Annotated in this window: 22 protein-coding genes; 6 read left to right on the top strand and 16 right to left on the bottom strand. The window is 54.9% G+C overall.

The window, feature by feature from the left end; translation table 11 throughout:
• Positions 1 to 3: 3 nt before the first annotated feature.
• The 4 genes from GGR95_RS12695 to GGR95_RS12710 are packed head-to-tail and all read left to right on the top strand — an operon-like array spanning position 4 to position 4,718.
• A complete protein-coding gene (locus tag GGR95_RS12695) occupies positions 4 to 687 on the top strand; it encodes an ABC transporter ATP-binding protein (RefSeq protein WP_221384902.1) in 684 nt (227 codons plus the stop codon).
• Entirely contained in the window at positions 687 to 1,892 is a 1,206-nt protein-coding gene (locus GGR95_RS12700) for a serine hydrolase domain-containing protein (protein ID WP_246423371.1), read from the top strand. The genes GGR95_RS12695 and GGR95_RS12700 overlap by 1 nt, the downstream gene beginning before the upstream one ends.
• On the top strand, positions 1,889 to 3,841 hold the full coding sequence (locus tag GGR95_RS12705) for an acetoacetate--CoA ligase (protein ID WP_184566403.1): 1,953 nt from the start codon (positions 1,889 to 1,891) through the stop codon (positions 3,839 to 3,841). The genes GGR95_RS12700 and GGR95_RS12705 overlap by 4 nt, the downstream gene beginning before the upstream one ends.
• A gap of 10 nt (positions 3,842 to 3,851) precedes the next feature.
• Positions 3,852 to 4,718, top strand: a complete 867-nt coding sequence (locus GGR95_RS12710; RefSeq protein WP_184566405.1) for an acyl-CoA thioesterase — start codon at positions 3,852 to 3,854, stop codon at positions 4,716 to 4,718.
• Positions 4,719 to 4,769: 51 nt separating this feature from the next.
• On the opposite strand, the gene GGR95_RS12715 is transcribed toward GGR95_RS12710, so the two are convergent.
• The 7 genes from GGR95_RS12715 to GGR95_RS12745 form a co-directional block, all read right to left on the bottom strand.
• Positions 4,770 to 5,141, bottom strand: a complete 372-nt coding sequence (locus GGR95_RS12715; protein ID WP_184566407.1) for a VOC family protein — start codon at positions 5,139 to 5,141, stop codon at positions 4,770 to 4,772.
• 9 nt (positions 5,142 to 5,150) lie between these two features.
• Positions 5,151 to 5,924, bottom strand: coding sequence for an SDR family oxidoreductase (locus GGR95_RS12720; RefSeq protein WP_184566409.1), 774 nt, complete (start codon positions 5,922 to 5,924; stop codon positions 5,151 to 5,153).
• A 3-nt stretch (positions 5,925 to 5,927) separates the two neighbouring features.
• Positions 5,928 to 6,698: an SDR family NAD(P)-dependent oxidoreductase gene (locus GGR95_RS12725; RefSeq protein WP_184566411.1), complete on the bottom strand. Its 771-nt coding sequence runs from the start codon at positions 6,696 to 6,698 to the stop codon at positions 5,928 to 5,930.
• Positions 6,695 to 7,981: an acyl-CoA dehydrogenase family protein gene (locus tag GGR95_RS12730; protein ID WP_184566494.1), complete on the bottom strand. Its 1,287-nt coding sequence runs from the start codon at positions 7,979 to 7,981 to the stop codon at positions 6,695 to 6,697. The genes GGR95_RS12725 and GGR95_RS12730 overlap by 4 nt, the downstream gene beginning before the upstream one ends.
• A gap of 61 nt (positions 7,982 to 8,042) precedes the next feature.
• Entirely contained in the window at positions 8,043 to 8,822 is a 780-nt protein-coding gene (locus tag GGR95_RS12735; protein WP_184566414.1) for an enoyl-CoA hydratase-related protein, read from the bottom strand.
• Complete coding sequence (locus GGR95_RS12740) at positions 8,819 to 10,108, bottom strand: 3-hydroxyacyl-CoA dehydrogenase (protein WP_184566415.1); 1,290 nt, start codon at positions 10,106 to 10,108, stop codon at positions 8,819 to 8,821. The genes GGR95_RS12735 and GGR95_RS12740 overlap by 4 nt, the downstream gene beginning before the upstream one ends.
• Entirely contained in the window at positions 10,105 to 11,808 is a 1,704-nt protein-coding gene (locus GGR95_RS12745; RefSeq protein WP_184566417.1) for a class I adenylate-forming enzyme family protein, read from the bottom strand. Before GGR95_RS12745 ends, GGR95_RS12740 begins: the two co-directional genes overlap by 4 nt.
• 456 nt (positions 11,809 to 12,264) lie before the next feature.
• Here GGR95_RS12745 and GGR95_RS12750 point away from each other — a divergent pair, with 456 nt between their 5' ends.
• The gene (locus tag GGR95_RS12750) at positions 12,265 to 12,954 is read left to right on the top strand and encodes a histidine utilization transcriptional repressor HutC (protein ID WP_184566419.1); all 690 of its coding nucleotides are present in this window, start codon (positions 12,265 to 12,267) and stop codon (positions 12,952 to 12,954) included.
• Between the two features lie 72 nt (positions 12,955 to 13,026).
• Here the strand turns inward: GGR95_RS12750 and GGR95_RS12755 are convergent, their stop codons facing one another.
• Both GGR95_RS12755 and GGR95_RS12760 read right to left on the bottom strand, forming a co-directional pair.
• Positions 13,027 to 16,131, bottom strand: a complete 3,105-nt coding sequence (locus GGR95_RS12755; RefSeq protein ID WP_184566421.1) for an efflux RND transporter permease subunit — start codon at positions 16,129 to 16,131, stop codon at positions 13,027 to 13,029.
• 21 nt (positions 16,132 to 16,152) lie between these two features.
• The gene (locus tag GGR95_RS12760; RefSeq protein WP_184566423.1) at positions 16,153 to 17,307 is read right to left on the bottom strand and encodes an efflux RND transporter periplasmic adaptor subunit; all 1,155 of its coding nucleotides are present in this window, start codon (positions 17,305 to 17,307) and stop codon (positions 16,153 to 16,155) included.
• A 187-nt stretch (positions 17,308 to 17,494) separates the two neighbouring features.
• Between GGR95_RS12760 and GGR95_RS12765 the strand changes: the two genes are divergently transcribed.
• The gene (locus GGR95_RS12765) at positions 17,495 to 18,163 is read left to right on the top strand and encodes a TetR/AcrR family transcriptional regulator (RefSeq protein ID WP_184566426.1); all 669 of its coding nucleotides are present in this window, start codon (positions 17,495 to 17,497) and stop codon (positions 18,161 to 18,163) included.
• 18 nt (positions 18,164 to 18,181) lie between these two features.
• On the opposite strand, the gene GGR95_RS12770 is transcribed toward GGR95_RS12765, so the two are convergent.
• From GGR95_RS12770 to GGR95_RS12800, 7 genes are read right to left on the bottom strand one after another with little or no spacing between them, the layout of a single operon-like run.
• Complete coding sequence (locus GGR95_RS12770; protein ID WP_184566428.1) at positions 18,182 to 18,694, bottom strand: GNAT family N-acetyltransferase; 513 nt, start codon at positions 18,692 to 18,694, stop codon at positions 18,182 to 18,184.
• Positions 18,695 to 18,705: 11 nt separating this feature from the next.
• Positions 18,706 to 19,599 carry a DMT family transporter gene (locus GGR95_RS12775; protein WP_184566430.1) on the bottom strand — a complete coding sequence of 298 codons (894 nt, stop codon included), beginning with the start codon at positions 19,597 to 19,599 and terminating at the stop codon, positions 18,706 to 18,708.
• Positions 19,600 to 19,603: 4 nt separating this feature from the next.
• Complete coding sequence (locus GGR95_RS12780) at positions 19,604 to 20,920, bottom strand: aspartate aminotransferase family protein (protein ID WP_184566432.1); 1,317 nt, start codon at positions 20,918 to 20,920, stop codon at positions 19,604 to 19,606.
• Positions 20,921 to 20,926: 6 nt separating this feature from the next.
• Positions 20,927 to 21,994 carry a phosphotransferase gene (locus tag GGR95_RS12785; RefSeq protein ID WP_246423372.1) on the bottom strand — a complete coding sequence of 356 codons (1,068 nt, stop codon included), beginning with the start codon at positions 21,992 to 21,994 and terminating at the stop codon, positions 20,927 to 20,929.
• A gap of 41 nt (positions 21,995 to 22,035) precedes the next feature.
• Positions 22,036 to 23,325, bottom strand: coding sequence for an ArgE/DapE family deacylase (locus GGR95_RS12790; RefSeq protein ID WP_184566436.1), 1,290 nt, complete (start codon positions 23,323 to 23,325; stop codon positions 22,036 to 22,038).
• 18 nt (positions 23,326 to 23,343) lie between these two features.
• Positions 23,344 to 24,906 carry an acetolactate synthase large subunit gene (locus tag GGR95_RS12795; RefSeq protein WP_184566438.1) on the bottom strand — a complete coding sequence of 521 codons (1,563 nt, stop codon included), beginning with the start codon at positions 24,904 to 24,906 and terminating at the stop codon, positions 23,344 to 23,346.
• Entirely contained in the window at positions 24,903 to 25,931 is a 1,029-nt protein-coding gene (locus GGR95_RS12800; RefSeq protein WP_184566440.1) for a histone deacetylase family protein, read from the bottom strand. The genes GGR95_RS12795 and GGR95_RS12800 overlap by 4 nt, the downstream gene beginning before the upstream one ends.
• Positions 25,932 to 25,992: the final 61 nt, after the last annotated feature.

The raw sequence follows: 25,992 nt of genomic DNA on the forward strand, positions 1-25,992 counted from the left end.
AACATGCACGCCTATTATGGCAAATCTCACATCCTGCAAGGTGTGAATCTAAACGTACAGGAGGGCGAAATTGTCGCCCTTCTGGGTCGCAACGGCGTTGGCCGTTCAACCACTTGTAAGGCGATTATGGGTGAGGTTGAGCCGAAGGGCTCGGTCAAGTTCCGTGGTCAGGAGATTGCAGGTAAAAAAGCTTATGAAATCGCCAATCTTGGATTGGGCTATGTCCCAGAAAACCGTGATATCTTCCCCGGTCTCACAACACGTCAGAACCTGACACTGGGCCTCAAACCCGGGCAGAAAGACGGGGCGGGGCGGTGGTCCATGCAGATGATGTTCGACATGTTCGAAAACCTGGACCGACGCGCCGATGTAGAAGCATCGGTCCTGTCAGGTGGTGAACAGCAGATGTTGACCATGTGCCGCACGCTGATGGGTGACCCTGATTTTGTGATGATTGACGAGCCTACAGAGGGGCTTAGCCCACAAATGGTGCAGAAGGTTGCCGAAGTTTTGCAAGAAATTGCCAAACGCGGCATCTCGACATTGCTGGTTGAGCAAAAGCTGGATATCGCTATGGACATTGCTGATCGCGTTTACGTGATGGGCCATGGACAGGTTGTGTTTGAGGGCACTCCTACCGAACTCAAGGCACGTGATGATGTGCGCAAGGAGTGGCTAGAAGTCTAATGACAGGTTTCGACACGGGCCGCCTGAGCCGCATCGACGACTGGATGCAATCCTACATTGACGCGCGCCGCTTTGCGGGCGCGTCTCTTCTTGTGGCGCAAGGCGGTCAGGAAGTTTACTATCATCAATGCGGCTTACGCGATATTGAACGGGATCAACCGTTTGAACGCGACACCATCGCACGCATCTATTCGATGACCAAACCAGTGACATCCGTCGCTTTGATGATGCTGGCTGAACGCGGGTTGTTCCATTTGGATGCACCCGTGTCGGAGTTTATTCCGGCGTTCAAAGACATGCATTGCTTGGTCCAAGGTGCAACGCAAATCGATCAGGTAGAGCCCTGTGCAACGCCGACTTTGCACCAATTGTTAACCCATACTGCGGGCCTGAGCTATCCGTTCAACCCGGGTGTGTTGGGCGCCCAGATGGCCGAGCAAGATATGATTTTTCGCGCCAATCAAGGCTCCCTTACCGATATGTGTGACCGTCTCGCCAGTTTGCCCCTTGCCTTTGCGCCCGGCAAACGTTGGGAATATTCCGTTAGCATTGATGTTCTGGGCCGCGTGATCGAAGTTGTCAGCGGCAAGACGTTGGAAGAATTTTTTGTCGGCGAAATATTCAATCCTCTTGGGATGAATGAAACCCGCTTTTCTGTGCCCCAGAATGCGCGGGGCCGCTTTGCAGCCTGCTATACACCGCAAGCAGGTGACGCGTTTTCAGTCGGCAAAATCGAAAGTGGTGCAGAGTCACTGCGCATGATCGACGAGCAGGAAAAATCACCTTTTCTGGATGCTCAAATGCATTCAGGGGGTGGGGGGCTGGTCGGTACCATTGATGATTATATGAAATTCACCGAGATGATGCGCACAGGTGGAGCTGGTATCATTGGCCCCAAAACGCTCGACTTCATGATGGCCAACCATCTGGGCGGCGATATCGCCTCTATGGGTCCTTCCAGTTTCGCAGAACAACCTATGGAAGGCATGGGATTTGGTCTGGGTGGCTCGGTTCTTCTGGATGCAGGGCGTGCGCGCACGCCGGGCCATGTGGGTGATTTCAGCTGGGGCGGCATGGCGTCTACATTCTTCTGGATCGATCCGGTTGCGGATCTTTCGGTCATCTTCTTTACACAACTTATCCCTTCCAGCGCCTATCCAGCGCGTCCACAACTCAAAGCACTCATTCACGGAGCCTTAACATGAGCCGCATCCTCTGGACCCCAACACAAGAGCGCGCTGATGCCTCAACTATGGCCGCATTTGAGCGGTTTGTAGCAGATACACGCGGACTGAATTTCGACGATTACAATGCCATGTGGGAGTGGAGCGTTTCGGATCTGGATGCGTTTTGGGCGGCGATCTGGGATTTTTTCAATGTCCGCGCCTCGGAACCCTATACCCAGATAATTGGCAAGCGCACCATGCCTGGTGCTGAATGGTGCCCCGGTGCCATGCTGAATTATGCCGACAACATTTTGTGCCACGCCGAAGGGCGCGAAAACCATCCTGCCATCGTCAGCTTCTCGGAAACCTCTGGTCGGATCGAACTGTCATGGGGAGAGTTACGCCGTCAGGTTGCCTCGCTTGCCAGTCATTTGCGGGGCATGGGCGTTGAGCAGGGCGACCGCGTGGTCGCTGTGTTACCCAATACCGAAGCTGCATTGATTGCGCTGCTTGCCACAGCCAGCCTTGGTGCTGCGTGGTCACTTTGCGCGCCTGACATGGGCCATGTGGCGATTGTAGACCGTTTCAAACAGATTGAACCCAAAGTGTTCATTTCCCAAGACGGTTATGTTCACGCCGGTAAAACCATCGACCGTCGCGAAGTGCTGGCCGAAATCTCATCTCAACTGCCAAGCGTGTCGCAATTTGTGACGCTACCGATTGTCGGTGATGTGCCCGAAGGCCACGTGGCATGGGACAGCCTGCTGAACGAAGACGTACCTTTTGAGGCCACGCAAGTGCCCTTTGATCAGCCACTTTGGATCGTCTATTCCTCTGGCACCACGGGCAATCCCAAGCCCATCGTTCACGGCCATGGTGGTATCATCCTAGAGGCGGCGAAACAGTCTCTACATCACGATATTAGCAAAGATGACCGCTTCTGCTGGCTGACCTCTTCGGGTTGGATCATGTGGAACGCACAGTGGATGGCATTGGGACAAGGGGCGACGGTTTGCCTTTATGAAGGGGCGCCGAACCACCCGGACATGATGGCGCTTTGGCGTTTTGTTGCGGATGAAAAATTGACGTATTTCGGTGCAGGGGCTGCGTTTTTCGCAGGTTGCCTCAAAGCGGGCATCACCCCACGTGAGGCTGTTGATCTCAGCACGCTGCGGTCGCTTGGTTCAACGGGGTCGCCGCTCAGCTCTGATGCCTATGACTGGATCTACCGCGAAGTGAAGCAAGATGTCTGGCTTGCGCCAATTTCAGGCGGCACCGATCTGGCAGGTGCTTTTGTGCTGGGTCATCCGGGCATGCCTGTGCGCGCAGGTGAAATGCAGTGCCGCGCCCTAGGCAATGCGGTGCGGGCCTTTGACATCAACGGAAAAGAACTAATCGGTGAAGTTGGCGAGTTGGTCTGTACAGAACCATTGCCCTCTATGCCATTGTTCTTCTGGGGGGATGACGACGGTAGCCGATTGTTTGAGAGCTATTACGACACCTACCCCGGTGTCTGGCGTCACGGTGACTGGATCAGCATTGATGAAGCGGGGGCCAGCGTTATTTATGGCCGCTCCGATGCCACCATTAACCGCAAAGGCCTGCGCCTCGGCTCTGCTGAAATCTATCAAGCGGTTGAAGGAATTGATGATGTCCTAGACAGTCTGGTGGTCGATTTGGAATTCCTTGGCCGTGAGAGTTTCATGCCACTGTTTGTGGTGCCTGCCGCTGGTGTTCCCTTTGACGATGCACTGAAAGACAAGATCAACCAAGCCATCCGAAAAGGTGTTTCGGCACGGTTTATCCCCAACGAAATTGTCGAAGTTGCAGAAATTCCACGTACTTTGTCGGGTAAAAAGCTTGAGGTTCCTGTTAAAAAGCTGTTGTTGGGGGGTGATCCCGCCAGCGTGGTGAACCGTGACAGCATGGCAAACCCCGCGAGTTTTGATTTCTTTATCGCCTATGCTGACGCACGGGCCAACGCTTGAGGCCTCTCTTATGCAAACCGTAGCTGAACAACTGCTCGAACTTCTGGATATCGAACAACTGGAAGTCGATCTGTTCCGCGGCATCGGTTCGGGGGGGGAAACGACAACCCGTATCTTTGGCGGCCATGTGATCGCGCAAGCGTTGATGGCCGCTTATCGTACTGTGCCTGACCGTCTGTGCCATTCGCTGCACGCTTATTTCATCCGCCCGGGTGATCCCAAAGTCCCTGTGATCTACCAAGTCGACCGCGCGCGCGATGGCGGCAGCTTTTCCACACGCCGCGTCGTGGCGATCCAGCACGGAAAAGAAATCTTTAACTTATTGGCGTCCTTTCACATCGATGAAGAGGGTTGGGATTATCAGCACAAGATGCCAGAAGTAGGCAGCCCTGATGACTGGCCTAACCGAGACGAATTGCGCGAGGCCCATGTTGCGCAAGTGCCTGAAAAATTTCATGCCGATTTTTTACGTGAACGCCCGATTGAGCTGCGTGAAGTTGCACCGCGAGATTTTTTCACACCTGAAAAAGCATCCGATATCAACCACACATGGTTCCGCATGGAAGCCGCTAAAGGGCAGGGGCCGCAGATGCAGCATTGCCTGCTGGCCTATGCATCGGACATGAATCTGCTGGGTTCATCGCTGCGCCCCCATGGGTTGACTTGGTTCCAAGGGAACGTGATGAGCGCAAGCCTCGATCATACAATGTGGTTCCACGCGCCAATCGAATTCAGCGATTGGCATCTCTATGATTTGGATGCCCCTTGGACGGGAAAAGGCCGCGGCTTTAACCGCGGCTCAATCTACAGTGCCGATGGCACATTGGTTGCAAGTGTCGCCCAAGAAGGTCTGGTCCGGCCAATTAAAAAGAAGTAATTTTTTCTTCCTAACTGGCCCGTAGAAACGTTCTGACATGGACGACTGACTTTAGCCAAACATGAAAAAGCACAGCTTGTTGCCGTCGGGATCGCGGACGTAGGAGCCGTAAAAACGGTCTGGTATCCGCTGACCGGGCGCACCGTCACAGGTAGCGCCCAGTTCCAGCGCCCGCGCATGCAGCATGTCGGCCTCTTGCTTTTCAGCAATTGGAAACGCGATCATCACACCATTACCCGGCGTTGGTGCTTGTTTGTCGTAGGGTTCACAAACAGCCAACATCGGCTCGCCTTTTTTGGTCCCGATGAAGGCAATCCGCCCTGCATCGATGACCACTTTTGCGCCTTGGTGTTCAAACAGGTCACAATAGAACTTCTTGGCGCGCTCCATGTCGCTTACGCCGATGGTGGTATAGCCGATCATTTGCTCATCCTAAGTGTCAAAATTGCCAAATTGGCGGTTGAGTTTACGCATGCCACCGATCCACTTGTCGTAGTTGTCGGTTTTATTGCGCATATATTGCACAACTTCTTGGTGCGGCAGCACTAGGAAATTTTCGTCCCGGATCGTTTGCACACATGCGTCTGCAACGGGGCCGGGTTCCATCATGCCGTTGATCGCAGCCACGTGGTCTTCGTGTCCGCGTGTCATTTCCGTGCGCACAGCCTGTGGGCACAAAACCGAAACCTTGATGCCTTGATCGCCATAGGTCAGCGCCAGCCATTCGGCCAAACCTACAGCAGCGTGTTTTGTAACGCCGTAAGGGGCTGATCCGATTTGGTTGAGCAAACCCGCAGCCGAAGAAGTGTTGAGCAAATAGCCCCCACCGCGCGCAGCCATCAGAGGGACAAGATGACGTGCGGCCCAGACATGGGACATCACGTTGATTTCCCAAATCTTTTGCCAGCCGTCGTCATCTACCTCAACACCACCAGCGATTGAGATACCTGCGTTAGAGCAGAACAGGTCAATTGGCCCTGCGTCTGCTTCAACCGCGTCAATCATGCCTGTGATCTGGTCTTTTACGGAAACATCCACCTGATAGGCTTTGCCGCTGATCATTTTGGCTGTTTCTTCTGCGCCTGCGATGTCACGATCAACGCAAGCGATGTGCTTGGCGCCTTCTTGTGCATAACGCAGGCACATGGCGCGCCCGATACCGGACGCGGCCCCTGTTACAACGATGATTTTATCTTTGAGTTCCATATCTTACGACCACATGCTGGAACCGCCACAAACGGTCAACGCTTGTCCGGTCATGTATTTACTGGCATCCGACGCAAGGAAGACAGCCAAGCCAGCGAAATCGTCCGGATTACCCAAACGGCGCAGCGGGATGGATTTGGAGTATTTTTCTTCGATACCCGGCTTGTCCCACAACTCGCGTGCGAAATCGGTTTTGATCAGGCCCGGACAAATCGCGTTAAAGCGGATGCCCTGGGGGCCCAGCTCCATCGCGAGGTTGCGCACGAGGCCGATCAAAGCCAGCTTGGATACACCATAAGTGCCCAAAGTGTCCGATGGCTTGAACGCCCCAATCGAAGAGGTAAACATCATCGAACCACCGCCTTTGGCGGCCATATCAGGCGCAACCATACGTGCCAGCCATAGATTGGACTGAACGTTGGCGTTCATCGTGCGCTCATAGGCTTTGTTGGTGATCTCGGCGATTGGCCCATAGTAAGGGTTTACGCCCGCATTCCCCACAACGATGTCGATAGGGCCTGCGATTTCATGGGTTTTATCCACCAGCGCTTGCAGGGAGTCTTCGTGCACGATGTTGGCCGCGACTCCGTGGGCGCGCTGAGCGCCCACTGCATCGTTGATGGCTTTCGCCGCAACATCCAGATCTTCCTGAGTCCGCGAAGAGATGATGACAGTCGCGCCGTTTTCGGCGAGACCTTTGGCCATCTCAAAACCCATGCCTTTGGAGGCGCCCGTTAACAGCGCCACCTTTCCGGTCAGGTCAAACATGCTCATACGCCGCTCCGTGTGCGGCCTGTAGCAATTTCGTTACGGGCACGGTCAGTGCGCGAATTGGACGATTGATAGTCCTTAACTTCGGCACGTGCGATAACGTGGTGGTGTACTTCATCTGGGCCATCTGCGTAACGCAAAGTACGTTGTGCTGTGTACATGCCAGACAGGGGGGACCATTGGGAAATACCTGTGGCGCCGTGTACCTGCATGGCTTCGTCGATGATGTTACATACTTTTTCTGGCACCATTGCTTTGATCATGGAGACCCAGATACGTGCTTCTTTGTTGCCCAATGTGTCCATTGCTTTGGCTGCTTTGAGAACCATCAAACGCATCGCTTCGATCTCGATCTTCGCGCGCGAAATGGTTTCCATGTTTTTGCCCAGATCAATGATCTTTTTGCCAAAGGCTTCACGGGACAGGCCACGTTCGATCATCAGATCAAGCGCTTTTTCTGCCGAACCGATGGAACGCATGCAGTGGTGGATACGGCCAGGTCCAAGACGGACTTGGGAGATTTCAAAGCCACGGCCTTCACCCCAGAGGATGTTTTCTTCTGGTACACGTACGTTGGTGAATTTGATGTGCATGTGCCCGTGTGGCGCGTCATCATGGCCAAACACGTGCATCGGACCAACGATTTCAACACCGGGAGTGTCGATAGGTACAAGGATTTGTGACTGCTGGCGGAACGGTTCTGCGTCTGGTGATGTTTTCACCATTGTGATCATGATCTTACAACGTGGATCACCCGCACCCGAGATGTAGTATTTCTCGCCGTTGATCACCCATTCGCCGTTTTCAAGAACAGCGGATGTTGAGATGTTTTTGGCATCGGAGGAGGCCATATCTGGTTCGGTCATCGCAAAGGCAGAGCGGATTTTGCCAGCCAACAGCGGCTTGAGCCACTCTTCTTTTTGCGCCGGTGTGCCGATACGCTCCAACACTTCCATGTTGCCGGTGTCAGGCGCGTTACAGTTCAGCGTTTCTGGTGCCAGCGGGCTTTTGCCCAATTCGGCAGCAATATAAGCATAGTCAAGGTTGCTCAGACCTTCGCCTGTTTCAGCGTTGGGCAAAAAGAAGTTCCATAGGCCTGCATCGCGGGCTTTTTGCTTGGCTTCTTCCAGCAGTTCCAACTGGCCAGGTGCATATGACCAACGGTCTGCACGGCCTTCGCCAAGGCGGAAAAATTCTTCTGTCATCGGGTCTACGTTTTCGCGGATGTGCTTGATCACAGCTGCGAGCAGCGGCTTTGCCTTTTCAGACATAGCGAGGTTGTTCATTTCCATTGGTGTCTCAGACATTCAGTGTCTCCTTTTGAATTTCGGGTGCCCTAAGGCGGTGTTATTTGTTGACCCAGTTGGGTTTGCGTTTTTCGACAAAGGCGTTCACGCCTTCTTTGAAGTCTTCCGTCTTGGACAGATCGGCGATGACTTCGCGCGAATAAGCAATGCTTTCTTGCATGCCATCGCGGGCATACATGTCGTTCAAAACGCGTTTGGTTGCCTTGACCGCAGAGGGTGAAACGGAGCACAGCTCTTCTGCTTTGGCCATTGCGCGGGCCATCAGTTGATCATGCGGCACAACTTCATTCACGCAGCCCATCGCTAGTGCTTCATCCGCCATAATGGTGCGCCCCGTGAACATCATTTCTTGCGCGGCCAAACGACCAATATAGCGCGACAGGCGTTGGACGCCTGAGGCGGCTGCAAAGAAGCCGACTTTCACTTCTGGCAAGGCGAACTTTGCATTTTCAGAAGCAATCAGGATGTCACAAGACAGGGCCGTCTCAAAGCCACCGCCCATGGCAAAGCCGTTTACGGCTGCGATGATCGGCTTTTCCAAATCAAATCGCGAGGAAAGACCCGCAAAGCCCGTTGGCGTCATGGTCGCTTTGGAGCCACCCGCAGCAGTTGCTTTCAAATCATTCCCTGCTGAGAAGGCTTTGTCGCCAGCACCCGTCAGAACCGCGACCCAAAGGTCGGGGTCTGCTGCGAAATCATCCCAGCATGCGGCCATCTCATTGTGCATATCCACATGCACAGCGTTATAGGCCTCGGGACGGTTCATGGTCACTAGAAGGATGTGGCCCTTCTTTTCGGTGGTAATAAATTCGTAGCTCATACTTTCAGGCCTCCGGTATCAATGTCAGTGAACTTGCCGCCTGACGCAGCCAGTTTGCGCAATGTTTCTGCGGGTGCAAAGTCAGGATCTTCCGCGCCCAGAACTTCCATACGGTCCAGTACGGCTTGTGCGCCGACCATATCGCCATAGAACATCGGTCCGCCTTTGTCGGCAGGCCAGCCATAGCCGTTCAGCCAAACCACATCGATGTCAGAAGGACGTTGTGCTTTGTTCTCTTCGAGGATTTTCACCGCTTCGTTGATCATCGGATAGATGCAAATCTCGATGATTTCATCGGGGCTCATGGTGGATTCTTCGGCACCCGTCACGTTTTTGATGATACCCGCAGTGACCTTGGACGGGATCGGACGGCGGTTTTCGTCATAGTCATAAAAACCCGCTTGGGTCTTTTGCCCGCGACGATCCATTTCGCATAACATGTCGCGGATCGGGTTGTCTGTGGTTGCGCCTTTGGACCAACCGATATCCAGACCGGCAAGATCGCTCATCTGGAATGGGCCCATTTTAAAGCCAAAGCTGTTCAGCGCGGCATCCACATCCCAAGGCATCAAGCCTTTGGCGAGCAGTTTATTTGCCTGAATTTGGCGAGTAAACAAGATCCGGTTACCAACAAATCCGGGGCAAACGCCAACCAGCGCGGCGACTTTGTTGATCTTGGCGGCCAGCGCCATAGAGGTGGCGACGACATCATCGGCGGTGTGTTTCGCACGCACGATTTCAAGCAGTTTCATAACATTGGCAGGCGAGAAGAAATGCAAGCCAATCACGTCTTCGGGACGATTTGTCATGCCTGCGATTTCATCAATGTTCAGCGCGGATGTGTTGGTTGCCAGAATGGCCCCCTTTTTCATCACGCGGTCCAACTCGGTGAAAATGGTGCGCTTGAGGTCCATGTTTTCGAACACAGCTTCAATCACCAGATCACATTCCGCAAGCGCCGCAATCTCAAGGCAGCCTTCAAAGCGGCCCATGCGCGCTTCTACTTCTTCTTGTGGAAAACGGCCCTTGTCGGAGGAGCGTTGGTAGTTGCCGCGTACAACCTTCAGGCCACGGTCAAGCGCTTCTTGCGTGGTCTCAACGATTTTGACGTTATAGCCAGCAGTAGCAAAGTTCATTGCGATGCCGCCACCCATGGTGCCTGCACCAATGATGCCAACGGTCTTGATCTCACGCTGGGGCGCATTGGCCTCAAGGCCCGGTACTTCCCATGCGGCTTTGCCAGCGGCGGCGATGTATGCGCCGATTTCTTCGGTTGTTGGTGTCATGTTTTTGCCTTTTCGTTGTCGAGACAGGCCAAACGTAATGCACGCCTGTCAATTTTATCCGTAGCGCCGCGCAACAAGGGCCCTGTCTGGGTCCAAAGATGCTGCGGGGTTTTGAATGGGGCGATATAGCTGGCCAATGCCGTCGCCATATCTTCTTTGGTCAAGGTGGCACCTTTGCGCAACTGCACACAAGCGCCTACGACCTCTCCGAGCCGTTCATCAGGAACGGAGAAGGCACATGCTTCGACCACATCAGGGAGACGGTGCAGGGCACCTTCCACATCCAAGCAGGCGATGTTTTCGCCGCCACGAATGATGATGTTTTTCTTGCGATCCAGAATGGTGACATAGCCTTCGGCATCCATCACCGCCAGATCACCGGTACGAAGCCATCCGTCTTGGATGGTTTCGGCCGTTGCTTCGGGTTTGTTCAGATAACAGCGCATGTTCGCGGGGCTTTTGACGGTGATTTCACCCAACTCGCCCAGCGGTACGTCGTTGCCTGCATCGTCCAACAGACGCAGCTCTTGGACAGGGGGATGCAATTTGCCCGCGCTTTCGGGGCGTTTCACATAGTCGTCACCTGTCATCCCGATCCCAAGCGCGTTGGTTTCGGTCATACCCCAACCCGTTGCCACATCGGCATTCGGGAAGGTTTCAGCCAATTGTGACACCTGAGCGCCGGGGCGTTTTGCCCCGCCTGACCCGATATAGTCCAGCGTTTCCAATTTTAGGCCCGTTTCGCGTGCTGCCAACATCAGTTCTGCGGATTGTGTTGGGACACCCAAAAAGCGCGTTACTTTCTCTGCATCGATAAGGCGGGCAGCCTCGTCGCCGTTCCACTTACGCATCAAGGTGATGTGCGCGCCGGCAACGAGGCTGAGCAAAAACGTCGGATGTGTTGCGGTGACATGGAAAAGTGGTGTGACCACAAGAACCGAAGGGCGCAATGGCTCTGGCGCGTCTGGCGCTGGGGGCGTGACCAAGGGGGCCACTACACCCTGCATCAACCAGCTAAAGACAGCGTTCACCGCACTGCGGTGGGTTTGAACCACACCTTTGGGATTCCCTGTAGTACCTGAGGAATACATCACGGCAAAATCGTCGTCCGTGTCGATATCAACCTCTAAGGGCGCATTGGAGGCGGCCAGTTGCAACGCGGAATAAGCGTGCTCAACCATCGCTTCACCGTCACGCACCCCAACCAGCGTCAACCCCATAGGGCCAACCAGCGGCAACAGGCGTTCAATCCGTGGGCCGTCCGCAAAGACCAGCTTGGCTGAACTGTCGCCCAACGCATATTCAAGTTCTTGGGTGGTCCACCATGCGTTTACAAAAACGACGGTTGCGCCAGTGGCCGAAATCGCCAGTACCAACGCCATAAGTTCGGGGTAATTGCGCATTGCAATCGCAACACGGTCGCCTTTGCCAATGTTAAAGGTTCCCTGCATGACTTGCGCAATGCGCCGCACTTCCGCAGCGAACTCGCCATAAGTCCAGCGTTCGCCTTCATATAGAATGTAATTTGCCGCGCCATTATCATGCTGTGCCATGCCAGCATCCAGCAACGCATGCACAGTGCCCGGAATGTTTTGAAAGGCCTTATATGTAACACCGCGTACGATAGTGGGGGCAACGGCAAAAACCGGATTGGTAGCAACGACATGTGCTACGGCTTCTTCAGGTGTCATTGCGCTCATCTTGCGGCGCCATTTAGGTAGTAAGCATACATCATGCGGATCCTCCCAAATCCAAGACCGACACCCTCATCCTCCCAAGGGTGTGCGACTCTATCTAACCGATACTCTAGGTGGAAATTTACCGAGTGCCAATACCGCAGTACGGAACTTCGTTTCGCAAAAGCAAAAACTTGCGCAGATTGCAGCCGCCGCCGTTGAAAACACACATCTTTGGTCCTGATTTTTTGGAGGACATAGATGACATTTTAGGGCTGGCTCACCGATATTTGCGGCTAAAAGAACTTCGGGATGGGCCACGTTCGACTGCAAGCTGCGTGATCCACCCGCTCGGGCCAGTAACCACACATTGGTTATCAATCTAGCTCTTGTAGGTCCCTTTTAGCGTTGGCTTGGGATATACCTAACTCTAATGTATACGCCCTAAGATAACCATTTCGTCTAAGGACTCAACAGCGCATGAAATCCACGTATAAAGATGTTAAGTCCGATATCTTATCAAAGATCATCAAGGGGGAATGGGGGCCGGGTGATCTTATTCCAAATGAAGTTGATCTTGCGGCAAGTTATGGATGCGCGCGTGCGACAGTCAATCGGGCGGTGCGTGAACTTGCTGACGATGGCATTGTAGAGCGTCGACGCAAGGCCGGAACAAGGGTGCGGATGTCGCCTGTACGCCAAGCACGTTTTAACATTCCCGTGGTACGTGACGCAATCGAACAAAAAGGGGCGTCATACCGCTATTCGCTGGTCAGTCGATCCGTGGAAAACGCGCCAGATTGGTTGCGGGCGCTGCTTCAATTGCCCGAAGGGGGCAAGGCAGTGCATCTGATTTGCATGCATTATGCGGACGGCATCCCATATGAACACGAAGACCGCTGGATCAATCTGTCGGCGCTACCGAGCGCAGAGCAGGCAGATTTTACCCAAAACTGCCCTACCGAATGGCTACTGTCGACCATTCCCTTTTCGCAGGTCGAAATCAATCTCTCAGCTGAGCTGGCAGATCAAAAGACCGCTGACTATTTGGCATGTGCAGTCGGTGATCCGATTTTTACTGTGGAACGCTCAACCTGGTGGCAAGGGGATGCGGTGACATATGTACGTCTCTCTTATCGGCCAGGGCATCGCCTGACGACACGGTACTGAGCCAAGCAATATCATGCCTATATCTGGATCAGGCCACGCGTGGTTGCATAATTGCTGAAAAGGCGCGCCTGACTATTCCGCTTTCTTTGGGCGGCTGAGATATTTACTCACCAGCAAAAAGAACAAAGGCACAAAGATGATCCCAAAGATCGTACCTGTGATGGTGCCGCCCAAAACCGCAGCCCCGACAGAGCGTCGCCCGCCAGATCCAGCGCCAGAGGACAAGACAAGCGGCACAACACCAAGCGAGAAGGCCAGTGACGTCATGACAATCGGACGGAACCGCAATTTGGCCGCGTTAAGGATTGCGTCATAAAGCTCTTTGCCTTCCTCGACCTGCTCACGTGCAAATTCAACAATCAGAATTGCGTTTTTGCCTGTCAGACCGATCACAGTCAAAAGACCAACTTGGAAAAACACCCCGTTCTGAAAACCGAAATACCATGCGGTAAACAACGTCCCCAAGACGCCAACGGGCATGACCAGCATTACGGAAAACGGAATGGCCCAGCTCTCGTATAGTGCGGCAAGACAGAAGAAAATCGCAGCAAGCGACAGCATATAGAGCATTGGCGCTTGCGATCCTGACTCGCGTTCCTCGAGCGACAAACCCGTCCATGCGACCGAGAAACCGGGCAATTGATCGACGATGCGCTCAATCTCTAACATGGCTTCGCCTGTGGCAACGTCAGGTGCGGGGGAACCTTGGATTTGCATCGCAGGCGTGCCGTTATAGCGGGTCAATCCTTGGGGGCCATAAACCCAACGCTCGCTCGAGAAGTTAGAGAAAGGCACCAATTCACCGGCCGTGTTCCGCACTCTCCATCTTTGCAAGTCGGAGGGTGTGGCCCGTGCGCTGGCTTCGCCTTGCACATAGACGCGTTTGGTACGGCCATTATCATTAAAATCATTCACGTAAGTGCCAGCCATGGCAATCGCCAGTGTGGTCCCGACATTGGCGGGCGATACACCCATCGCGCCTGCGGCACGCCAGTCGATATCCAACTTGAACTGCGTTGCGTCTTCCGATCCCGAAGGGCGGGCAGAAGCGATCAGTGGGCTTTGCGCCGCCATACCCAAAACCGCATTGCGGGCTTCGAGGAGCTGTTCATGCGTCTGGCCTGCTTGTGCTTGTAGGTAAAAATCAAAGCCAGACACGTTGCCCAATTCCGTCACGGCAGGCGGGACAATGGGAAATACCATTGCCTCTTTGATGCCCATCATCTTAGGAAACGCACGTCCCGCAAGCGCTTGAATAGACTGGCTGGGGCTAGGGCGGTCGGCCCAATCTTTGAGCCGCACAAAAGCCAACCCGTTGTTTTGCCCCACACCTGCAAAGGAGAAGCCGACAACGCTAAAGACAGATTCGACGATTTCGCCTTCGGTCTTCAAAAAGTGGTCCTGAACCTGCTCCATCGCCTTCAACGTATTGCCCGAAGTTGTACCAGAAGGGCCTTGAACCAGCGTAAACATTATCCCTTGGTCTTCGTCAGGCAGAAAGCCCGTGGGCGTTTGAAGGAACAGCCAAACAATGCCCGCGCCCATCATCCCGTAGATCAATATCATGCGCAGGGGACGGCGGATGACGAAATTGACGGTCCAGCCATAGCCGCCTGCCAATTTCCCAAAGGCCTTGTTGAACAGGCCGAAAAAGCCCCGTGCTGTATGATCTGTGTCTTTGGCTTTCAGCATCGTCGCACAGAGTGCAGGCGTCAGGGTGAGCGCAACAAAAACCGAAAGCATCATTGCAGAGACAATGGTGATCGAGAACTGCCGATAAATGACACCCGTAGAGCCGCCAAAAAATGCCATCGGGATAAACACCGCCGAGATCACAAGACCAACACCAATTAATGCCCCAGTGATCTGGTCCATCGATTTGCGTGTCGCTTCGCGGGGTGACAACCCTTCTTCTTCCATGATGCGTTCGACGTTTTCGACTACAACAATCGCGTCATCCACCAGCAGACCAATGGCAAGCACAAGCGCGAGCATGGTCAATACGTTGATGGTAAATCCAAACGCCCCAAGAATGGCAAAGGTGCCCAAAATAACAACTGGAACCGCCAATGTCGGGATCAATGTTGCACGCAGGTTTTGCAAGAACAATAGCATCACAAAGAACACAAGAATGATCGCTTCAACCAGTGTCTTTTGGACCTCGTGGATCGAGACTTCTACAAAGGGTGTGGTGTCATAGGGAATGACGTAATCCATCCCGTCGGGGAAAAACTCGGCGTATTCCTCGATCTTTGCGCGTACCAGTTCTGATGTGTCCAGCGCGTTGGCGCCTGGCGCAAGTTGCACCGCCATGCCTGATGCAGGGTTGCCGTTATATTTGGCAATAGCCGTATAGTTTTCGGCACCAATCTCGACACGTGCCACATCTTCTAGCAACACCAGCCCGCCATCTGCCTCAGAGCGCAAGATGATGTTGCGGAAATCTTCGGGGGTCTCCAGCAGTGATTGCGCTGTGATGGTTGCGGTGAATGCTTGGCCCTCAACAGACGGCAAAGCGCCAAAAGATCCCGCAGAAATCTGCGCGTTATGGGACGACACAGACGCCACTACGTCGGAGGGGGTCATGTCAAACGCGGCAAGTTTGGAAGGATCTAGCCAGATGCGCATGGCATATTTTGCGCCAAACACCTGTGTTCCACCAACGCCTTCAATGCGGCTGAACGCATCGACAAGGTTGGAGTTCAGATAGTCAGACAGGTCAGCCTGATCCATGCTGCCATCTTTGGAGATCAGACCGATCACCATCAGGAAACCTGCCGAGGATTTCTGAACCGTCACCCCTTGTCGTTGCACGGCCTCGGGCAAAAGCGCTGTGGCCTGAGACAGTTTATTTTGCACTTGGACTTGGGCGATATCTGGGTCTGTGCCTGTCTCGAATGTCAGCGCGATAGAGGCCGCGCCTGACGAAGACGAAGAGGACGACACATAACGCATTCCGTCAAGGCCGGTCATCTGTTGTTCGATGATCTGGGTCACCGTGTTGGCGACCGTATCCGCCGAGGCACCGGGATACACCGCGTTGATCGTGACCGAAGGCGGGGCAATCTGCGGGTATTGGGCAACCGGCAATGTGTTGATCGACAACACGCCAAGACCCATAATCAGGATCGAAATCACCCAAGCAAAAATCGGGCGGTCAATGAAAAAACGGGCCATGGGGGTCTCTCAGATTTGAGCTTAGTTGTTTTCGGTGGAGGCGTCGGGGGCCTCTTGTTCTTGGGGAAATACGGTTGCGCCCGGGGCGGTCTTTTGAAGGCCAGCCACAATCACACGATCACCAGCGTCAAGGCCTGCAGTCACAACCCATTGGTTACCTTGGTCCCGCATGACTGTAATCTGACGTTGTTCAACAACATTCTCGGCATTTACGACCAATGCCGTTGGTTCGCCACGGCGGTCACGGGTAACCGCCTCTTGGGGGACCAATACTGCGTTTTGCACGACACCTTGCGGCATATCAGCTTGCACATACATACCCGGCAAAAGGAATCCCTCAGGGTTGGGAAAGGACAGCCTGAGCAGGATTGTCCCTGTGTTTTCATTCACATGCGGCTCGGCGGCAGAAAGCTGGCCTTGGTGCTCATAGATTGAGCCATCCGCCAGCTTGAGTTGGACGGTTTGCCCCAATTCTTCGGCAAATTCGGCCGCGCCATCGGCACGGCGCCACCGCAAAATATCAGCTGCCGCTTGGGTTACATCGACATGTACGGGGTCAAGCGTGCGGATCACGGTTAAGGGTGTCGCTTGACCAGATGTCACAAGTGCCCCTGCGCTGATTTCGCTCAGCCCGGCAACGCCAGAGATCGGGGCGCGGATTTCTGTGCGCTCCAGATCAATGTCAGTTGCCAGCAACTGTGCCTCGGCGACTTTAAGACTCGCGGCTGCAATCTCACGGGTGGAAATTGCGGTATCAAGGTTTTGCTGTGAGACAACGTTGCGTGTTTTCAACTCTTGTTGCCGCGTCAATTCGCGCTGCGCAGAGGCGAGTGTTGCGCTTGCCTGTGCAACCTGCGCTTCGGCGGCGGCTTTTAGCGCCTCATAGGAAGCAGCATCAATGCGGTAAAGCAGATCGCCTTTTGAAACGGGGCGGCCTTCTTGAAATAGGCGTTCACGGATCAGGCCGCTTACTTGGGGGCGCACTTCTGCTTCGGATGAGGCGGCAACGCGACCGGGCAGCGGCGCTGTCAGGGTGATATCGCCAGATTCCAATGTCACAACCGTTACCGCAGCAGGCGGCGGGCCATCTTGCGCCAATGCGCTTAACGGCAGGCTGAGGGCTAGTATCAGTGGTGCCGCCATGCGACCCAGTGGGGAAAGAAGTGCGCGAGGCATGGGAGTGGCTCCAGTGATTAAGCGATCATCAAGACGGGTCGCAAGGCGATGAGAGATGGTAACACGTAAAGTTATTTTAACGATAAGCAAAAACCTTATTGCGCATCTCTTAAGGAAACCCGATAGTTTTGTAAAGTGTATTTGACAATAAAGGTCGGATGCGTAGTTCACAAAAAAGTATGCCAAGATGACCACAGAAACATCAAAAGACGAGGCGAATTGCTGTAACGGGTCGCGTCGTGGACGCCCTTTGCAAATGGATACACCTGCCAGAGAGGCCGCAATTTTGCGGGCAACTGCTCAATTGCTTTTGGAAGTTCCCTTTGATGACGTCACAATGGCTGCGGTATCCGCGAAAACCGCAATGTCCAAACGTACGCTCTACCAGTACTTCTCCAACCGTGAAGATTTGCTGATCCGTGCAGTGGCCGATCTCTCCCGAAGCATTTTTATCCCGCTGAGCAGCAAAGACAGCAAGCTGCCTCTGCCAGAGCGATTGTCCATTCTGATGCGGGTCAATACTCCGCCCGGCAGCGAAGAAAACAAGCTGGAGTGTTTGCGCTCTATCGTGGCCAAGGCACAAAGCTATCCCACCTTGGCACAGAACCTGTATTCAAACGGGTATGGCGCCTTGATCGGTTTTGTATGCACTGAAATCACGCGTGCTATTGAGGACAATGAAATTGCGTTGGCCTTGGCCGATGTCGAACTTGCGTCGGAAATGCTGCTGAGTATGGCTTTCGAAAATACGCTGGCGCGATTGTTGCACCCTTTGGCGCCGCCCCCACCTCTTGCTGAGCAAGACCGCCGCCGTGAATTTGCGATCGCAATGTTTTTGCGCGCACATGCGCCCTGAACTCAACATTGGATGTGCTTAGCGCCCTTGTTCAAAAGCGCGGGCATTTGTCACTAAAGCCTGCGGGGTGAACCTGAAAATGGTCATCTCATCGACGCTATAGGCCCCAAGAGAGCGGTAAAATTCAATAGTTGGTGCGTTCCAATCCAGAACACCCCATTCTAGAAACTCGCACCGCCGCGCAGTTGCCAATGTGCACAGATACCCCATCATGATCTTGCCAAAGCCCTGATGACGCAAATCTGAATCAATAAGAAACCCATCAATGTACAGGCCCGAACGCCCCGTAAAGGCCGAGGATTTGTCACAAAAATAGGCAAAACCTGTAATTTCGCCTTTATACGTCCCGAAAATTGCCTCGCCTAGGTTTTGCTCCAGCAGGCGTTTGATCTGCGGCGCAGTTGCCGTGATTTTATCCGCCATCTTTTGATAGACGCCCAGCTTTTTCATGTAGGTAACAACCAATTCCGCGTCCTCGGGTGTAGCGTGGCGAATTTTGAATTCTGGGTTGGGTGTTGTTACGTCGTGCATGTCCGGCTCCTTCAGGTGCGTTTTTGTGTGGGCTTTAGCAATGTCATCACGATGGAGGCCACGATCAGCACAAGGGCGAGCCCCTTTTGCCACGACAACTCGTCGCCCAGCAGTATGACCGACGACAAGACCCCAACAACGGGCGCAATCAGTGTTGAAATTGCTGCGACCGTGGCGCTTAATCGGCTTAGAAGGACCGTCCAAAGCACATAACAGGCCACCAGCGGGCCGCAGACGTGAAAGGCAAATACCCACAGGCTTGCCGCGCTTGGCATGGAAAAGCCGTTGAGCGGTTCGAATACAAAGACCAAAGGCCATGTGAGGATGGCGGCGATGATGAAAAACCATGCGGTGCGGGCCAAGGGGTGCAATGTCCACTTACGTAATTGCATCAGGATATTGCCAATAGACCAAGACAATGCAGCCCCGAGCATGATCGCAGGCCCAAGCGGTTGGGCCAAGAGGGCGGGCAGATTGGCCGAGGCCAAGACCATCAGCCCCGCCAAGCCAATCCCAATCGCCAATACCAGCCGTCTGTGCAGAACTTCCCCCAGAAAGACGACAGAAAGAACTGCCGTGAGGGAAGGCATCGTATAGGCGATAAGAGCGGCGTTGGAGGCGGGTGTAAACAACTGGCCCATAGCCGTCAGCATGTTGAAACCGAACAAGACGAATAGGGAGGTCAGGACAAGGGACACGGCCTCACCTTTTGCGGGTCGCATCGATTGACCAACGGCTAAGGCGATAGCGCTGAGGAGAAGGGCGGCGGCGCTGAACCCGCCTGCGCGCAAGGTAAGGGGGGGCACTTCGGCGAGCATGAATTTCACCGAAGGCCAGTTGAGGCCCCACATAACCCCCACCAGCACAATCATGAGCCCAGTAAGCGAACGAGGCATTTTGACCATCACATCAGACAGCCTTGGTTGCGGTGAAGGCGGCGTCCACTGCATCCAAAAACAACTCGGCTTCACTCGGCTGTAACACCAATGGCGGGCGGATTTTGAGGATGTTGCCATGCGGCCCTGTAGCGCTGATCAATACTCCATTTTGGCGCAGATGGTTCACAACCGCCCCCGCCAACGCCGCATTGCTGTCGTTTCCGTCTATACAATCGACCGCCAGAAATAGGCCTGCACCGCGCACATCGCCAATGACATCATGGCGATGTGCGATGTCGTTCAACCCATCTTTTAACATGGCTCCAAGCTGTAAAGAATTGCTTTGAAGGGCTTCTTCCTCGATCACATCCAGCACGGACATGCCAGCGGCAGCAGCAACAGGATTGCCGCCAAAAGTGTTGAAATACCGTGCCTTTTCACCGAATTCTTTGATAAGTTCGGGCCGCATCGCGACCCCAGCCACCGGAAATCCATTGCCCATCGGTTTGCCCATTGTAGCCATGTCAGGCACCAACCCATGGCGTTGAAACCCCCAAAAGGCATCACCCGTGCGTGCAAAACCTGCCTGTACTTCGTCTGCAATGAAAATGCCGCCCTCAGCGCGGATCAGATCCACGGCAGGTTTCAGAAACCCTGCGGGGTCGGGGTAAAGACCGTCACTGGAAAATACGGTATCGACGATCAAAGCTGCGGGTTCGATCCCGTCGGCGCGCATTTCAGCAATGGCTTGGGCCAGATCGGCAGCGAAACGCGCGGCTTGGTCTTGGGGGGCGACATGATGGGGATCAGGAGCATCCATCATCCGTATCCGTGCACTGCTGCGCCCGAATTCACCCAGCGAGGGCGACAGCTCACTCACCGCTTCGGTCACACCGTGATAGGCGAGGCGGGTGACGATAATGCCTTGGCGCCGTGTGAAGTTACGGGCGATGCGCAGGGCGATGTCATTCGCTTCTGATCCGGTGCAGGTGAACATCATATGCCCCAAGGCATCGGGCATCGTGGCCAGCAGACGTTCCGCATAGTTCACCACACCGTCATGCAGATAACGTGTATGCGTGTTCAAAACGCCAATCTGGCCTGTGATGGCTTCCACCACTTTGGGGTGCGAATGACCCACGGAAGCGACGTTGTTATACGCATCCAGATACTTTTTACCGTGTTTATCCCAAAGCCAGACACCGTCACCGCGTACGATGTGCAGGGGTTCTTCGTAAAACAAGCGATAGGCAGGGCCCATCGCGGCTGTGCGCCGTGCGATCAGCGCTTTGTCATCGGGATCAAGACCTGCGGCCTTGGTTGTGTCATAGGCGTTGATCATGGTCATGGCAGGTTACTCCGTTCCGGCGGCGGTGTGCAGCGCCCTAAGCGCGGCGTCATCCCCGATCTGATCCAACGCATTCATACCGCGCAAAGAGGCGGCTGTGTTGCGCAGGATGTAATCGGCATTTTCAGGATAGCGTTGGGCCCGAGAGGCTCCGATCGCCAATGTTGTGGCATGGCGCAGGCGGATGAGATCAGGCAAAAGGGTGATCTCTTCAGGCTCCAGCGGTAGCAGGCTGGCATAGCCGCGGATCATATCACACATCTGGCGCAACGGGTCTGTTCCCTCGCCAATCTGGTACGAACATGCCACGGCCAGATCGCAGATGATGGGCGTATGCACAATATCGCCAAAATCAATCAGCCCGATGGGATGTGTCCCGACTTGCCCATCCACCAAAACGTTATGAGGGTTGAAATCATTATGCACCACTTGGGCGCGCAACATTGACAGGCGCGGCGCAATCTCTGCGTCAAAACGGTCCAAGGTTACGGTCAGGCGTTTGCGCAAATCCGGGTCTTGAACAGTCTCCAACATGGGGCGAAGCCGTGCTGCCTGTTTGATATCCCATTGCAACACATGGCCTGCCGCAGGGTGGAAAAAACCGCGAAGCCCCCGTGTGACCCGCGCCAAAAAGGCCCCTAATTCATGGTGCAGCTGCGGACCCGCAGTGGCGCTACTGAGGATGGTGCCGCGCAGATAGGTCATCAACCGCACCACATGGGTTTGGCCATCGGCAGCGGTGATGATCTCGCTTGGGTTGCCCTTTAGACTGGCACAGATGCGCTGCACTGGCAGGGTGGGATCGGCAGAGGCCAGATGCATCAGCGCGGCAGTTTGCATATCGGTCACGGCGCTGTCTTCGACTGCGTTGGTGATTTTCAGCAATGCCTGTTCACCGCAGGGCAGAGTGATCAGAAAGTTCGCGTCTTTTTCAGCCGTCAATCCGCGCACATCGCCCGAAATTCCGTACAGGCGCTGCGCAATCTCAGCGGCCATGACCTGAGTGATCGCGGGTGGATCATGGGCCAAAAGATCAGGCTTTCCTTCCTCGGTATGGATTACAACTTGGGTCATCAGCGGGGGTAGGCTGCCTGTCGGTGTAGATGGGTGCGCCCTCACTTTTTGATGTCCTCGGTGCCGCACCATTCAGCAATGAACAAGGCCATGGCCTGCGTGATTTTCTTGACCGAACTCAGGCTGACGGATTCATTGATGCCGTGAATGCTCCGTGACTTTGGCCCGTAACATAAAGCGGGAATTTTATTGTACAGCGCGTAAACGCGGGTATCGAGGTAGCAGGCCATCATCACCGATTGCAGGGGGGCACCAAGGGCTGCTTCATGCGCGCGCCCCAATACGGTTTCCGCGTCGCTGCCTTCTTCCAGCACATAGCCTTCGGCATGGAAGCCATTGAAAACGACCTGCGGTGGATTGTTGGACAAGAAACCGTCCGACCGTGCAAAGGCGGCGATCCGTTCGGTGACTTCGCGTGCGGCATCCTCAGCACTGCGACCAGGGTAGAGCGAGACACGGCAATCGATGGTACACCAAGAGGGCACAGAAGAGGCCCAATCGCCGCCTTCGATTTTACCGATGTTCATGTTGATGGGATGGGGGTCATCCTCAAAATACGGGTGGTCGGCTTTCTCGGCGTTCCAATCGGCTTCTAATTCGCGCAGCGCGTCCATGATACGGGTGGCGGCGTCAATGGCATTTGCACCTTCGCCCATGTCGCGCACATGGACAGGGACACCGCGCACTTGCACTTGAAACCACAACACGCCGATGTTGGCGCGCACCAGCGTTTCATCCATGGGTTCGGGGATCAGAACGGCATCAGCGGTATAGCCTTGCAGATAGGTTTGCAGCGCGCCGTTTCCGGTGGATTCTTCCTCAACAACGGATTGCACATAAACCGTCGCCGCGGGTTGCAGGCCGATGCGGCGCAGCGCATCTAGCGCAAAGATATTCGCGGCAGCCCCCGCTTTCATATCGCCCGCGCCGCGCCCGAACATCCAATCGCCCTCGATCTTGCCTGAAAACGGCGGATCATCCCACATGTCATGCGGACCCTCAGGGACCACGTCCAGATGTGATTGCAAGATCAATGAGTGGCCCGTTTCATCACGCGGGCGGTGAATACCCACAACAATAGGCGCGTCCGAATGATCGTCCGAGTATTTTGCCCCGCCGGGGTGTGCTTCAATCGCGACGCGGTCCATTTTGAAACGGTCCATGTCATAGCCACGGGATTGCAACGACCGAAACAGTAGGTCTTGGATCGCGTGTTCATGGCCGCGCAAAGACGGGTTTTGCACCAACTGTTGGGTAAAGGCGATTTGTGCGTCAAACCCGTCTTCGACAGCCTGAATAATGCGTTTTGAAAGTTCTGGATCGAGGGTCACATCATATCCTTCCGAGGATTAAAGGGCGGCTTCGATTAGATAGGGACCGGGTTCTTTAGCGGCATCCTTGATCGCTTGCATCAACTCGGTGACGTCCTCAACACGGCGGCCCGGCACCCCCATTCCTTTGGCAAGAGAGACAAAATCAAGATCAGGGCGGTCTAGGTTCAACATGCTAAGCGCATCTGGACCCGGCTGGGCACCGACATTGTGCAGCTCACCTTTCAGGATTTCATAGGCGCGGTTGGCAAGGATGATCGTGGTCACATTGGAGCCTTCACGCGCTTGCGTCCACAGCCCTTGCAGCGTGTACATGGCTGATCCGTCCGCCTGAAGGGTGATCACAGGGCGGTCAGGGCAGGCAATCGCCGCTCCGGCAGCAAGCGGAATGCCGATACCGATGGACCCACCGGTGAGGGCCAGCCAAGAATTTGGCGCAGCGCAATCGCCCGCTTCGAATAAGGCTCCGCCTGCTGAAACTGCTTCATCAATGATGATTGCATCTTCAGGTAGAGCATTGGCCAAGGCGGCTGCGATGTTTTTCAAGGTAATGGCACCTGTCTGCGGCACAGGCGGCAGGGCGGTATCAATCGGTTTGGCCGCTTTCGCGCCGACGCGATCCGCCAGCGCTGCCAATGCGGCGGGTCCGTCGCCGCCTAAACCCGCAAGCGTGATGGTTGCGCACTCTTCGGGCAACAACAGGCTTGGTTTGCCCGGATAGGCAAAAAACGTCACTGGCGCCGCGGCCTCAACCAGAATGGCCGAGGCATAGGGCGCGAGGCAGGCGATTGCGTCGTTGATGGGGTAGGGCACTTTGGTGACGGCAAGACGCCCGTGCCCGCGTTCCATGCGGCGGTTTGAGGTGGGGGCAAGGATATCCGCGCCGGATTTTTCAGCAATGCCTTGCAAAATCGCCAGCGCCTCAGGGCTTTCCAAAACCGAGTCTCCCGCGAGGATGACGGTTTTGCCGTCGCTTTCCAGCGCTTTTAGGGCAGCGTTCAGCGCATCTTCGTCCAGCGGGGCAGGGACGTCTGCGGCCACAACACCCGCCATTTTACCCCCTGCATCCCAGCCGATATCGGCTGGGGCAATCAGGGACGCAATGCGGTTCGGTTTGCCTTTGGCAACGGCCAGCCCAGCCATGGCATCCGCCGCAAAGCTGCCCGCGTCACGGCCGGAACGCACCCAATCGCTGAACGGCGCACAAGCCCCTTCAACATCCGCTGACAATGGCGCGTCATATTGTTGGTGGCGCAGGGCATGATCCCCCACAAGGTTCAACATCGGCACACGTGCTTTGCGGGCGTTGTGCAGATTGGCGGCGGCATTGGCAAAACCGGGGGCTAGATGCAGCAAGGTCACAGCAGGTTTGCCCGCCATTCGCGCATAGCCATCGGCGGCTCCTGTCACCACGCCTTCAAACAAGCCCAGAACACAGCGCATCAGCTTGGTGCGATCCAGCGCATCGACAAATTGCATTTCAGAGGTGCCCGGATTGGCGAAACACACATCCACGCCGCCGGCATGCAGGCTGCGCACAACGCTTTCAGCGCCGTTCATTTCCTTGGGAGTGGTGTTCATGCTGTGGCCTCGCGAAAAGTGGTGAGAAATGATTTTGCGTTATCCGCCAATGACGGGCCGAGGTATCCACCCTCTTGCACCAAAGTGCTGGGTAGGTTCAGTGCGGCAAGGCGACGGGCCATTTCGGCAAACCCATCGGGATAGACGTTGACAGCCGCCAGCGGATCGTCAGCCGCCATGTCGAAACCAAGTGAGATCACCAACGCCTCGGCACCGAAGTCACGGATTGCGGCAATGCCTTTGTCCAACGCGGCCAGAACGTCATCTTGGCTGGCACCTTGTTGCAGCAGGATGTTCATGGATTTGCCTTCGCCCTCACCTTCGCCGGTTTCATCCGCATGGCCCAGATAGAAGGTGGGGTAGGTCGTGGGATCGGGGTGGAGCGAGCAAAAGAAGATGTCGCCGCGTTCATACAGAATATCGAGAGAGCCATTGCCCGTATGCACATCAATGTCGATCAACGCGACCTTCTTGAACTTTTGCGTCAGGTGGTTTGCCACGATGGACGCGTTGTTGAAAAAGCAAAACCCGTTAGAACAATCGCGCATCGCGTGGTGGCCAGGTGGACGGCACAGCGCATAGGCCGCACGGGTGCCAGCAATGATTTCTTCAGCTGCTTCAATTGCGGTTTGGGCAGACCAATAGACAGCCTCCCATGTGCCTTCAGTGAGCGGGGTTGAGGTGTCTGTCATCCACCAGCCCAACTGACCATGGATGTCTTTGGGCTCTTTGCCACGGCGGCGGCCGGGATGCATCGTGGGAATTGCCAGCGCTTCTGTGCCCGCGCTCTCGACGAAACGGGCATGGGCGTCGGGTAAAAAGTCAACGTAATCAGGGTTATGAACAGCTTTGATCGGGGCCAGTCCATGATCGCGGGGCTTGCTGATCTCAAAGCCTTCACCGATCAGCATATCACGCAGAATTTCAGCGCGCTGTGGCTGCTCTTGGTGCGGCATGGCAGCGCCACGGCGGAAATAATATGTTGGGGCGTGGTTCAGTTGGCGTTCGTCGAAAAAGACTTTCATGGCGTGTTCTGTCCTTTGATGTGGTTGCGCAAAGCATTGCAGTTTTTATTTGCAGGGGCAA

The organism is Sulfitobacter undariae (genome assembly GCF_014196805.1).
Lineage (GTDB): Bacteria > Pseudomonadota > Alphaproteobacteria > Rhodobacterales > Rhodobacteraceae > Sulfitobacter > Sulfitobacter undariae.